Below are 12,361 nucleotides of genomic sequence, written 5' to 3'. Positions count from 1 at the left end.
TCGCCGGCATTCACCGAGATGTCGACGCCGTCGACCGCATGCAACCAGCCGTCGTCGGTCTTGAAATGGGTCTTCAGACCCTGGATGTCGAGCAGGGCCATCAGAGCACGCGCCTGGGGTCGAGCGCGTCACGCAGCCCGTCGCCGATGAAGTTGATCGTCAGCACTGCGATGAAGATCGCGGCGCCGGGAAACAGCGCCCAGTGCGGCGCGATGTCGAGGTAGTCCTTCGCGTCGAACAGCACGCGGCCCCAGGTGGGAATGTCCGGCGGAAAGCCCAGGCCCAGGAAGGACAGCGTGCTCTCGGCGATGATCGCCGCGGCCACGTCGATGGTGCCGGCAACGATCACCGGGCCCAATGAATTCGGCAGGATGTGCCGCACCACCTGGCGCGGCACCGAGGCGCCGAGCGCGCGTGCGGCCTCGACGAATTCCTTCTCGCGCAGGCTGAAGAACTGCGCGCGCACCAGCCGCGCCACCGGCATCCAGCGGAAGCCGCCGATGACCACGACGATCAGGATGAACACGCCGACCTCGGGACCGAAGGTGTTCTTCAGCGCATCGCGGAACAGGTAGATCAGCAGCAGCAGCAAGGGCAGTTGCGGCAGCGACAGGAACAGGTCGGTCAGCCACATCAGCGCGGCATCGATGCTGCCGCGCGAGATGCCGGCAATGGCGCCGATGACGATGCCGACGGTGACCGCCATCATCATCGCCGCCAGGCCCACGGCCAGCGAGATGCGGCCGCCGTAGATCATGCGCGCCATCAGGTCGCGGCCCAGGTCGTCGGTGCCGAAGGGATGCGTCAGCGAGGGCTGCGCCAGCCGGGCCCTGAAATCGATATCGCTGACAGTGAGCGGCCACAGCCACGGCCCGGCAACGACGAACAGCACCATCAACCCGAGCAGGCCCAGGCTGTACAAGGCCAGCTTGTGGCGCCTGAAGCGCCGCCAGGCCTCGGCCCAGGGCGAGGTGCTGCGGCGGCGCGGCAAGGCCACGTCAGCGGTAAGAGATTCTTGGGTCGAGCCAGCCATACAGCAGGTCTGCAATCAGGTTGAAGATGATCACCAGGCAGGCGAACACGAAGGTCACCGCCATGATCACCGGGGTGTCGTTGCGCAGGATGGCGTCGATCAGCAGTGAACCGATGCCGGGAATGCGGAAGATCTGCTCGGTGACGATGGCGCCGCCGAACACCGCCGGCATCTGCAGCGCCACCAGCGTGACCACCGGGATCAACGCGTTGCGCACCACGTGCTTGATCACCACCACGCGCTCCTTCAGGCCCTTGCTGCGCGCGGTGGTGACGTAGTCCAGCCGCACCACGTCCAGCACCGCCGAGCGCACATAACGCGTCCAGCTGGCGCCCTGGAACAGCCCGAGCACCGTCACCGGCATGATGGATTGCTTCAGGTGTTCCCACCACCACTGGCCGCCGGTGGCAGCGATGTCGGCGCGGTAGACGAAGGGCAGCCAGTCGAGCTTGATCGAGAACACCAGGATCAGCAGCAGGCCGGTGAAGAAGGTCGGAAGCGAGAAGCCGATGAAGGCCAGCGTGCTGGCGATGCGGTCGAACCACGAATAGGGCTTGACGGCCGAGTAGATGCCCACCGGCAGCGCAACGGCCAGCGCCAGCAGCTGCGACGCGCCGATGACGGCCAAAGTGACCGGAACGCGCTGCAGGATCAGCACGTCCACGTCGACGCGGCTGATGAACGAGAAGCCCCAGTCGCCCTGCAGCATCGCGGCCAGCCAGCGGAAATAGCGCTGCCAGACCGGGTCGTCCAGGCCGAACTTGACGCGCAGCATCTGCCGCACCTCGGCCGGCACGTTGGGGTTGGTGGCCAGTTCTTCGAAGGGGTCGCCGGGCGCCAGCGCCAGCACGGTGAACAGCACCACGCTGATGCCCAGCAGGCTGGGCAGCGCAATCAGCAGGCGGCGGAGGATGTAGGAACCCATCAAGTGCCGCCGAAAGTCGAGTCTGGCCAAGCGAACGCCACGGATCCGGCTCTGCCGGGCCGTTGGCGTGCCCTGCAGGCCGCGCCGGGCCCAAGGTCCCGGCCCTTCGCCAGGCACAAGAGGTCCACTGGACCTCTTGTGTCCGGGCTCGGCCCCCTGGGGGGATGCGCCGAAGGCGCTTCGGGGGGGGTCATATGTTGTACCAATCGGCCACCGAGTCGAGGTCGTTGCCCCAGCCGGACACCGTGGCGACCAGACGGTGGCTCATGCCGGTGACCGCGGGCCGGCTGAGCAGCGGGATCACATGGTTGTCGTTGCAGACCATGTCGTTCATGCGGATGCACAGCGCGGCGCGCTTGACCGGATCCAGCTCGCTTTCGGCGGCGCGGTAGAGCTTGTCGTACTCGTCGTTGCGCCAGCGCACCAGGTTCACGCCCAGCCATTTGTTGGCCTTGCTGGCCACTTCCCAGGAGGTGAAGCGCTGCAGGTGACGTTCGGGGTCCGGCCGGCCCTGCGAGGTGTTGAAGCTCTGCATGTCCGCGTAGAACTTGCCGTAGGTGTCGGGGTTGCCGACGTCCGACGAGAAGTACACGCTGGCCACCACTGACTTCAGTTCCAGGTCGATGCCGGCCTTCTGGCAGGCCTGCTTGATGATGGCCTGCACCTTCTGGCGCGACGAGTTGATCGAGGTCTGGTACAGCAGCTTCAGCTTGCGGCCGTTCTTCTCGCGGATGCCGTCGGCGCCCTTTTTCCAGCCGGCGCCGTCGAGCAGCGCATTGGCCTTGTCGACGTTGAACTCGAAGCGCCGGTTCGCGCTGCGGAAGCGCATCGGGTTGTTGATGAAGTTCGCGGTGGCGATGCCGGCACGGCCGAAGATGAAGTCCTGGATGCCCTGCCGGTCGACCAGCAGCGACATCGCCTGCCGCACCGCCGGGTCGCTGAACACCGGGTGGCGGGTGGAGATGTGCGAGCGTTCGCCGTCCACTTCCACCGTCGGGTCGGTGCAGTTCAGGAACAGCGCTTCGATCGAGCCGCCGGGCGAGATCATCACCCGGCCTTTGCCGCCGGCTTCCATGCGCTTGAGCACTTCGTCTTCGACCAGCAGGTTCCAGGCGTAGTCGAACTCGCCGGTCTGCAGCACCGCGCGCGCGGCCGATGGGGCGTCGCCGCCGCCTTTGAGTTCGATCGAATCGAAGTACGGGCGGTTGGGCTGGTGGTAGGTTGGGTTCAGCTCGCCGCGCACCATGTCGCCGGGCTTGAAGTCGGTGAACTTGTAGGCGCCGGTGCCCACCGGCTTCAGGTTGGCCGGTGCCTCGCGTGACTTGGCGCCGGTGTAGGCGGCAAACAGATGGCGCGGGATCATCATCGCCGTGCCGTAGCCACCGGGCCAGAACGGCGAGGGCTTGTTGAAGACCACGCGCACGGTGTGCGAGTCGATCTTCTCGATCTTCAGGTCGGCGAACTGGCCAGCGGTGAAAGCTGCGGTGGCGGGATCGGTGGCGTACTGCCAGTTGAAGACCACGTCGTCGGCGGTGAAGGGCTGGCCGTCATGCCAGGTGACGCCCTTCTTCAGCTTCCAGGTCACCGTCTTGCCGTCGGGGCTCAAGCCGCCGTTGTCGCGGCTGGGGATCTCGGCGGCCAGCATCGGCACCAGGTTGGCCTCGGCATCCCAGCGGGCCAGGCCTTCGTAGAAGACACGGCAGCCTTCTTCGTCCTTGGTGCCGGCGGCGAAATGCGGGTTCAGCAAGGTCGGGCCTTGCCACAGCAGGCAGCGCAGCGGGCCACCGCCACCGCGTTTGCTCGGCTTGTACGGCGCCACCGAGGTGGCGGCCACCTGCGCCGAAGCGACGCCGGCCTGCATCAGCAGCACCCCGGCCATGGGCGTGCTCAAGCCCAGCGCGGCCAGGCGCTGCACGAAGCTGCGCCGTGGCAACACACCGTCGCGCACCTGTTCTATCCAGGCGCGCAATTCACGCTCGTTCATCGACTCCCTCCCGAATCACAGGTCTTGCACGAACCGGGCACGGTCCGCGCTCACGCCGGGCTCGCCGTGTCCGGCGCGCGGCGTGAAACGCTCAGGCCGAGGTCTCGCGGTACCAGTTGTGCAGGCCGGAGAAGTCCAGGTCCCAGCCGGTGAGCTGCGTCACCAGTTTCAGCGCGGCCCCACGCACGCGCGGCCGGCTGATCAGCGGGATGATGTAGCCGCTCTTGATCACCAAATCGTTCATCTGCACGAACAGCGCCACGCGCTTGACCGGGTCGAGTTCGGCTTCAGCGGCGCTGAACAGCTTGTCGTATTCCTCGCTGCGGAAACGCACGATGTTGCGGCCCTGCCATTTGTTGGCCTTGGACGAGATCTCGTTCGTGCGGTACTGGTCCATGAAGCGCTCGGCATCGGGCTGCGTCATGGTGGTGGTGTACATCTGCATGTCGGCGTAGAACTTGCCGTAGGTGTCCGGGTTGGCCACGTCCGACGAGAAGAACACCGAGGCGGTGATCGACTTCAGTTCCAGGTCGATGCCGGCCTTCTGCGCGGCCTGCTTGACGATGGCCTGTTCCTTCTGCCGGATCCCGTTGATCGAGGTCTGGTAGACGAACTTCATCTTCTTGCCGCCTTTTTCGCGGATGCCGTCGGCGCCTTTCTTCCAGCCGGCGGCTTCGAGGATGGCAATCGCCTTGTCGACGTTGTATTCGAACTTGTTGTTGGGCGATTTGAACTTCGGCGGGTTGTTCAGGAAGATGCCGGTGGCCACGCCGGTGCGGCCGTAGACGAATTCCTGGATGCCCTGGCGGTCGGCCAGCAGCGCCATTGCTTCGCGCACCTTGGGGTCGCTGAAGGCGAAGTGCGTGGTCTTGATGCTGGAGCGCTCACCATCGACCTCGGTCACCGGGTCGGTGGGGTTGAGCTGGATGAATTCGATGTCGCCCGAGGGCACGATGTAGGCCTTGCCCTTGCCGTTGGCTTCCATGCGCTTGAGCACTTCGTCCTCGACCTGCAGGTTCCAGGCGTAATCGAACTCGCCGGTCTGCAGCACTGCGCGCGCGGCCGACACCGCGTCGCCGCCGCCCTTCATCTCGATGGCGTCGAAGAACGGCCGGTTGGGCATGTGGTAGTTCATGTTGATCTCGCCGCGCACCATGTCGCCCGGCTTGAAATCGACGAACTTGTAGGGGCCTGTGCCCACCGGCTTCAGGTTGGTCGGCGCCTCGCGCGACTTGCCACCGATGTAGTCGGCGAACAGGTGCTTGGGGATGATCATGCCCTCTGCGGCGCAGAAGGCCGTGGCCCAGAACGGCGTGGGCTTGGGGAAGATGACCTTGATGGTGTGCGAATCGACCTTCTCGACCTTGACGTCCTTGAACGTGCCGCTGGTCACTGCCGCAGTGGCGGGGTCGCGGGCGTATTCCCAGGTGAACACGCAGTCGTCGGCGGTGAAGGGCTTGCCGTCGTGCCAGGTGACGCCCTTCTTCAGCTTCCAGGTGACGACCTTGCCGTCGGGCGACAGGCCGCCGTTCTCGCGCGTGGGGACCTCCGCTGCGAGGATGGGCACCAGGTTGCCGTCGGCGTCCCAGGAGCCCAGCGGCTCGTAGAAGATGCGCGAGCCTTCCTGGTCCTTGGTGCCGCTGGCAAAGTGCGGCTGCAGCAGCGTGGTGCCCTGCCACCACAAGGCCTTCAGCGTGCCGCCGCCGCCGCGCTTGGTGGGTTTGTAGTTGACGATGGCCTGCGAGTTCGCGACGCCGGCGTGCATCAACAGCATCGAGGCCATCGGGGCGCTGAGGCCAAGGCCCACCATCTGCTGGATGAAACCGCGTCGTGGCAGCTTGCCTTCACGCACGTCTTCGATCAGGGTGCGCAGTTGTTTCTCTTGCATTGCAGGGTTCTCCTGGGGGCGGCATCTGGGTAATAAAGCCTGGGCTTGGGGCCTGGTCGGCCCGCGAATTCATGCTAAAGCCTGGCTCCAAACTTCCTATCGGGGTCGGTACGGAGGCCTTGCAATAGTCGCGCCAGGGGCCCCTGATGCGGGTCCGTGGAATCCCTTGGCTGCGTGGGGCTGCGCCTCGTGCAGGCTTGCGGCGCCAGGAACGGGAGAGGACAATCCCGACCATGTATTGCATCCTGCAAGTGAGCACGGCGAGTTTCGCCACCTGACACCGCCTTTCGAGTTCATTCGGAAGGCGTGCTGCCTTCCGGCCCCCCACCCCGGCAAGGCGCGCGCTTTCCGGGGTTTTGTTTTTCCAGGCTTCCCATGCGCACCTACGACAAGTTGATCGCGACGATTCCCGACCGCCGGAGCGTGGACCGCACGCGCCCGTGCTTCGGCATTCCCGCACACTTAAGACGCTAGCCCGCAGGCGAATCGAGCCTGGGGTTGGCCTTCGCCCGACGGGCACCCTTGAAAACGATTCGCCATGAACTCGAACAACAGAAACCTCCGCAACATCGGCGTCATTGCCCACGTCGACGCCGGCAAGACCACGACCACCGAACGCATCCTGTTCTACACGGGAGAGGCCCACCGCATCGGCAACGTCGACGACGGCACCACGCGCATGGATTTCGATCCGCAGGAACGCCAGCGCGGCATCACCATCAACAGCGCCGCGACCACGGTGCACTGGCACGGCGTGCAGATCAACCTGATCGACACGCCCGGCCACATCGACTTCAACATCGAGGTGCGGCGTTCGCTGCGCGTGCTCGATGGTGCCGTCGTGGTCTTCGACGGCGTCGCCGGTGTCGAGCCGCAGACCGAAACCAACTGGCGGCTGGCCGACAGCTACCGCGTGCCGCGCATCGCCTTCATCAACAAGCTGGACCGCACCGGGGCGGATTTCCAGCGTGTCGTCGCGATGATCGAAGAACGGCTGGGCGTGCAGACGCTGGCGGTGCAGCTGCCGATCGGCATCGAGGGCGACTTCCGTGGCGTGGTCGACCTGCTGGCGATGCGTGCGCTGGTCTGGGACAAGGACGACGCGAGCGAGCTGCCGCGAGAACTGCCGATCCCGGCCGAGCTGGTCGAGGCGGCGACGCTGCAGCGGGCGCGCCTGGTCGAGCTGGCCGTCGAGCAGGACGAGGCGGCGCTGCACGCCTACCTGCATGGCCAGGAGGTGCCGCTGGCGCTGCTGCGCGAATGCATCCGCCGCGGCGTGCTGGCCGGCGCCTTCGTGCCGGTGCTGGCGGGTGCGGCCTTCAGGAACCGCGGCATCGAACCCTTGCTGGATGCAGTGGTGGCCTGGCTGCCGCAACCAGGGGACGTGCAGGGCGTCGACGAGCAGCCCGCCGCGGACCCGGCCGGACCGTTCGCCGCACTGGCCTTCAAGGTGGTCACCGACGACCATGGTGCGATGGTCTTCGTGCGCGTCTACCGCGGCCGCTTGCGGCGCGGTGATGCGGTGCTGAACGCGACGACCGGCAAGATGGAACGCATCGCACGCATCTACGAGGTGCATGCCGACCAGCGCGTCGAGCGCGACGAACTGGTGGCCGGTGACATCGCCGGCATCGTCGGCCTGAAGGAGACGCTGACCGGTCACACGCTGTGCGACCGGCAACATCCGCTGCAGCTGGAGCAGATCAGCATCCCGGACGCGGTGATCGATGTCGCCATCGAGCCCAAGGCGCAGGCCGACCAGCAAGGGCTGTCGCAGGCGCTGCAGGGGCTGCTGCGCGAGGACCCCAGCCTGCACCTGCGGCAGGACGCCGAATCAGGCCAGACGATCCTGTCGGGCATGGGCGAGCTGCAGCTCGAGGTGTCGATCGAGAAGCTGCGCGCGCGGCATGGCATCCAGGTGTCGGTGGGGCGGCCGCAGGTGGCTTACCGCGAAACCATCAGCAAGGAAGTGGAGGTGAATCATGTGCACAAGAAGCAGACCGGCGGGCCAGGGCAGTTTGCCGTGGTGAAGCTGCGCTTTGCGCCCTTGCCGCGCGGCGAGGGCCAGCGCTTCGAGAACCAGGTGGTGGGCGGCGCGATACCGCGGGAATTCATCCCCGCGGTGGAAGCCGGCATCCGCCGTGCCGCGCAGGCCGGCGTGCTGGCGGGCTACCCTTGCGTGGACTTCGTGGCCACGCTGCTGGACGGCAGCCACCATGAGCGCGATTCGTCGACGCTGGCTTTCGAACTGGCGGCGGCCGCGGCGTTCAGGGAAGCCGCGCTGAAGGCCGGCCCGGTGCTGCTGGAGCCGGTGATGGCGGTGGAAGTGATCACGCCGCTGGACTACCTGGGCGACTGCATCGGCGACTTGCACCGCCGGCGCGGTGTCGTGCATGGCAACGTGATGCGCGGCAACGCCGCGGTGGTGAATGCGCAGGTGCCGCTGAAGGAGATGTTCGGCTACATCGGCAGCCTGCGCGCGCTGTCTTCGGGCCGCGCGCAGTACACGATGCACCTGGACCACTATGCGATGGCGCCGGTGGTCGAGCGGGCCGCACTGGCGCGCGCGTAGGTCTCGTTCGGGCGGGCTCTTCGGAGGCCGCCCTTTTTCCCGATCAGGATGTCGCGGCGGGCGCGGCGCCGTCGCGCACCATCAGGACCTTGACGATGCCATGCGGGTACACCGCATGCTCGTGCACCACGCGGTAGCCGAGCGATCGGTACAGCGCCGGTGCCTGGAAGTTGAAGGTCTCCAGGTAGAACAGGTGGCAGCCGCGTTCCGTGGCCCGCGCTTCGAAGGCCTGGACGAGGCGCGTCGCCAGGCCCTGGCGGCGCAGGGCGGGGTCGACCCAGAGTTGCTGCAGTTCGCAGCACCGGCCCCAGGTGCGGCCGACGGCGCCGCCGATCGGCTGGCCCGAGGGCAGCCGCGCAAAGCAGGCCAGCGGGCGCACCTCGTGCAGCGGTGCGGCGCGGTCGTTGGCCTCGACTAGCCCGTCGTCGACGAGGCGCGCGTCGTCCGGCGGCAACTCGTCGTGCACGGTGCAGGTGATCTCCGAGGGCGTGTCGACCGGCTTGACCATGAACACGCTGTGCGGGTCTTCGCCATAGCTGCCGAACGGCCCGCAGCGCCGGTAGCCCATGCGCTCATACAGGCCTAGCGCCTCGGCCTGCAGCGGGCCGGTCTCCAGCATGAACAGCCGGCAGCCGCGCTCCAGCGCCTGGACTTCCAGGAACGACATCAAGGCTTTCGACAGGCCCTGCCCGCGCTCCGCAGGTTGCACGAACATGCGCTTGATCTCGCCGAAGTCCGGCCCGATGACGATGGCGCCGCAGCCCAGGGCCTGGCCCGCGTCGCTGCGGGCCACCGCAAACAGCACGCCGGGCCGGCTGAGCGCCGCGATGTCGATGCCGTGGTGGCTCTCGGGCGGGTACAGCGGCTTCTGGTAGGCGTCGAGCGCGTCGATCAGCGCGATGACGTCGGGTTGGTCGGGGGATTCCAGGGCAAGGCGCATGGGGGTGGCAGCAAGTGGGGCTGCCGGCTTTGTACCGCAGTGCAAGGGCCTGCTCGCTGCGGTTCACCGTGCGATCAGGCTGCGCACGAAGGCCCGCGAGGTGGCGCCCAGTTGCCCCAGCAGCGGCGCCAGGTCGTGCTTCAGGCCTTCGTGTGCTGCCGGTGTCTTGGCCAGTTCGGCATGGGTGTCCACGCCCGCCTCGCTGACGCCGAAGACGTAGGCCGGGTCGCTCATGTACTTGGGCTGGAACCAGCGCAGCAGCGACGCGTCCACCGCATCGGCCGCGGCGTTGGCGTGGGCCGAGACCACCCGGCGTGGCCAGTCGTCGGCATAGGGCGTCTTGCCATCGAGTGCGGTGTTGCGCAGCGCCTGGATGCCGACATCGGCCTCGAAGCCCCTGCCGTAGGCCGCGCGCATCCAGCCGCGCTCGAAGTTCTCCAGCGCGAAGTGCCGGTTGGTCACCAGCTGGATCAGGCGGTCCTTCGGGCCGTGCACGCCCACGATGTCCAGCGCATTGATGCCCAGCATGCGCATCACGCCGACGCCGGGCAGCACGCGTGCGTGGTAGGGCTGGGTCAGATCCTGCAGGTAGTGCAGGCCCCAGCCGGCAAAGCGCCAGCCCCAGTAGTCGTGGCCGCTGCGCAGGGCGAATGCCGCGAGCGAGCGCCACAGGTGGATGCGGTACTCCGGGTAGGCGCGCTTCAGGAAGGGCGCGGCGCGGTAGATGATGCCGGCTTCGTGGAAGTAGCCCAGGTGCAGCGGCCCCTGGCTGGACCACTCCACCGCCGGGTTGCCGAAGGGCTGCTTGCCGAAGCCGTACAGCGCGCCGTGCGCGGTGCCGTTGTCCTGCCACAGGCCGTAGTCCAGGCCGTAGTCGGGCTCGTCGGTGGCGCTGGCGATCACGTCGTTCACGCTGACCAGTTCACCTTCGCGCAGCGCGACAAAGCTGTTGAGCTTGGCCGCCTCGTCGGTCTTCATCACGGTGACATCGGCCTCGGCCAGCACCGTGCGCGCACCGGCGGCCTGGCCGGGTGGCAGCTGCAGGTAAAGCGCCAGCCGCGCGCCCGGGTTCACGCGCACGGCTTTCAGGAAATGCGCGAGCAACCTGGCGCCATTGGCGCTGTCGGGCTGGAAGGCCAGCGCGTCGGGGCGCGGCGGGTAGTTCGGGACATGGGCGCGGGCCCAGGCTTCTTCGTCCTGCAGCAGCTTGGCCAGGCCGGCGGGGTCGGCGGCCAGGAAGGTTTCCAGGCGCTCCACCTTCACCGGTGCGTGGCTCGCCAGCTCGGGCATCGCCGACAGCGCCGGCCAGGTGCACAGTGCGTGGTTGCTCCAGGCCTGGGCCGGGCCAGCGATCAGCGCTGCCGCGGCCAGCGCCGCCACATGCAGCAGCCCTGCCGCGCGCCGGAGCAGTGGGAAGCAGCGGGCCGGCGTGGGGACGTTCATCCGTGGGCCTCGGTGGTGGAAGCGGCGGTAGTGGTGGGCTGTGGGGTCGCGATGCCCGCTGCGGCGCCGGCCGCGGCGAACTGCATCACACCGTCGGCGATGCGGCCGTGGCGGATGGCCAGCATGTCCATCAGGTAGTTCTGGTAGACCTGCCAGGGCCGGCGGTGGCCCTGCTTGGGCAGGTTGGGCAGCGCGCGCTGCACATAGCCGGAGGTGAAGCTGAGGAAGGGCTGGACCTGCACCGTGGGGTCGCGCCGCGGCACGGCGATGGCCGCGTGGTGGCGGTCCATGTGGCGCAGCAGGCGGCAGACGTATTCGGCGGTGAGGTCGGCCTTCAGCGTCCACGAGGCATTGGTGTAGCCGAAGGTCTGCACGAGATTCGGCACGTCGCTGAACATCATGCCCTTGTAGGCCATCAGCTCGCCGGGCACGAGGGTGCGGCCGTCGACGCTGACCGCCATGTTGCCCATGGTGTTGAGTTGCAGGCCGGTGGCCATGACAACGATGTCGGCCGGCAGGTGCCGGCCCGACGCGAGCTGGATGCCGCTGGCGGTGAAGCGGCTGATGGTGTCGGTGGCGACTGATGCGCGGCCTTGGCGGATGGCGCGGAACAGGTCGCCGTCGGGCAGCAGGCAGATGCGCTGGTCCCACGGGTTGTAGCGCGGCGTGAAATGGGTCTTGACGTCGTAGTCGGCGCCCAACTGCCTCTGCGCGAACTGCACGATGCGCTGCTTCACCAGCGCCGGGCGGCGGCGCGCCAGCTGGAAGAAGAACATGCCCAGCAGCACGTTTTTCCAGCGCGTCAGGCCGTAGGCCAGCATGCCGGGCAGCCAGCGCCGCAGCCACAGCGCCAGCTTGTCCTGCGACGGGCGCGTGACCATGTAGGTGGGCGAGCGCTGCAGCATCGTGACATGAGCGGCCTGCTCGGCCATCGCCGGCACCAGCGTCACCGCGGTGGCGCCGCTGCCGATCACCACCACCTGCTTGCCGCTGTAGTCCAGATCCTGCGGCCAGAACTGCGGCTGCACCAGCGTGCCGCGGTAGTCGGCTTCGCCTTCGAAGGCCGGCCGGTGGCCCTGGGCATAGCTGTAGTAGCCGCTGCACAGGTACAGGAAGCGGGTGCGCAGCATGACCGGCTCGGCGTTCTCGCCGCGGGTCAGCTGCACCGTCCAGCAGGCCTCGGCACTGGACCAGGCGGCGCTGGTCACGCGGTGGCCGAAGCGGATGTGGCGGGTGATGCCGGCTTCATCGGCCGTTTCGCGGATGTAGCGCAGGATCGCCGGGCCGTCGGCAATCGCCTTCGCGTCCTGCCAGGGCTTGAAGGCATAACCCAGCGTGTACATGTCCGAATCCGAGCGGATGCCGGGGTAGCGGAACAGGTCCCAGGTGCCGCCGATGGCGTCGCGCGCTTCGACGATGGCGTAGCGCTTGCCGGGGCAGCGCCGCTGCAGCAGGTGGGCCGCGCCGATGCCGGAGAGGCCGGCGCCGACGATCAGCACATCCAGCGACGGGTCCGGCGCGGCTGCGGCGGGCAGGGCAGCGGACGAGGCATTCACGTCGGTCATGGCAAGCGGCC

Annotated in this window: 8 protein-coding genes; 1 reads left to right on the top strand and 7 read right to left on the bottom strand. The window is 67.6% G+C overall.

Annotation, left to right across the window (positions count from 1 at the left end; genetic code table 11):
- Positions 1 to 100: 100 nt before the first annotated feature.
- The 4 genes from VLK61_RS30985 to VLK61_RS30970 all read right to left on the bottom strand — a co-directional run bounded on the left by VLK61_RS30985 (position 101) and on the right by VLK61_RS30970 (position 5,830).
- Complete coding sequence (locus VLK61_RS30985; RefSeq protein WP_325427392.1) at positions 101 to 997, bottom strand: ABC transporter permease; 897 nt, start codon at positions 995 to 997, stop codon at positions 101 to 103.
- A gap of 1 nt (position 998) precedes the next feature.
- A complete protein-coding gene (locus VLK61_RS30980; protein ID WP_325427390.1) occupies positions 999 to 1,958 on the bottom strand; it encodes an ABC transporter permease in 960 nt (319 codons plus the stop codon).
- 190 nt (positions 1,959 to 2,148) lie between these two features.
- Positions 2,149 to 3,942, bottom strand: a complete 1,794-nt coding sequence (locus VLK61_RS30975) for a peptide ABC transporter substrate-binding protein (protein ID WP_325427388.1) — start codon at positions 3,940 to 3,942, stop codon at positions 2,149 to 2,151.
- A gap of 91 nt (positions 3,943 to 4,033) precedes the next feature.
- Positions 4,034 to 5,830, bottom strand: a complete 1,797-nt coding sequence (locus tag VLK61_RS30970) for a peptide ABC transporter substrate-binding protein (RefSeq protein ID WP_325427386.1) — start codon at positions 5,828 to 5,830, stop codon at positions 4,034 to 4,036.
- 538 nt (positions 5,831 to 6,368) lie between these two features.
- Between VLK61_RS30970 and fusA the strand changes: the two genes are divergently transcribed.
- On the top strand, positions 6,369 to 8,402 hold the full coding sequence (fusA, locus tag VLK61_RS30965) for an elongation factor G (protein ID WP_325427384.1): 2,034 nt from the start codon (positions 6,369 to 6,371) through the stop codon (positions 8,400 to 8,402).
- 43 nt (positions 8,403 to 8,445) lie between these two features.
- Here the strand turns inward: fusA and VLK61_RS30960 are convergent, their stop codons facing one another.
- From VLK61_RS30960 to VLK61_RS30950, 3 genes are all read right to left on the bottom strand, one after another.
- Complete coding sequence (locus VLK61_RS30960; RefSeq protein ID WP_325427382.1) at positions 8,446 to 9,342, bottom strand: GNAT family N-acetyltransferase; 897 nt, start codon at positions 9,340 to 9,342, stop codon at positions 8,446 to 8,448.
- A gap of 63 nt (positions 9,343 to 9,405) precedes the next feature.
- Entirely contained in the window at positions 9,406 to 10,785 is a 1,380-nt protein-coding gene (locus tag VLK61_RS30955; RefSeq protein ID WP_325427380.1) for a hypothetical protein, read from the bottom strand.
- Positions 10,782 to 12,350, bottom strand: a complete 1,569-nt coding sequence (locus VLK61_RS30950) for a flavin-containing monooxygenase (protein WP_325427378.1) — start codon at positions 12,348 to 12,350, stop codon at positions 10,782 to 10,784. Before VLK61_RS30950 ends, VLK61_RS30955 begins: the two co-directional genes overlap by 4 nt.
- Positions 12,351 to 12,361 lie beyond the last annotated feature (11 nt).

The organism is Aquabacterium sp., from assembly GCF_035476535.1.
GTDB lineage: Bacteria > Pseudomonadota > Gammaproteobacteria > Burkholderiales > Burkholderiaceae_C > Pseudaquabacterium.
Note: the sequence above shows the minus strand (reverse complement) of the source record. Positions and strands in the feature narration are given on the sequence as shown.

Excerpts from the sequence above, each read along its gene's own strand:
- fusA (WP_325427384.1), top strand. The coding sequence starts at position 6,369 with ATGAACTCGAACAACAGAAACCTCCGCAACATCGGCGTCATTGCCCAC.
- VLK61_RS30955 (WP_325427380.1), bottom strand. The coding sequence starts at position 10,785 with ATGAACGTCCCCACGCCGGCCCGCTGCTTCCCACTGCTCCGGCGCGCG.
- VLK61_RS30980 (WP_325427390.1), bottom strand. The coding sequence starts at position 1,958 with ATGGGTTCCTACATCCTCCGCCGCCTGCTGATTGCGCTGCCCAGCCTG.
- VLK61_RS30975 (WP_325427388.1), bottom strand. The coding sequence starts at position 3,942 with ATGAACGAGCGTGAATTGCGCGCCTGGATAGAACAGGTGCGCGACGGT.
- VLK61_RS30950 (WP_325427378.1), bottom strand. The coding sequence starts at position 12,350 with ATGACCGACGTGAATGCCTCGTCCGCTGCCCTGCCCGCCGCAGCCGCG.
- VLK61_RS30970 (WP_325427386.1), bottom strand. The coding sequence starts at position 5,830 with ATGCAAGAGAAACAACTGCGCACCCTGATCGAAGACGTGCGTGAAGGC.
- VLK61_RS30960 (WP_325427382.1), bottom strand. The coding sequence starts at position 9,342 with ATGCGCCTTGCCCTGGAATCCCCCGACCAACCCGACGTCATCGCGCTG.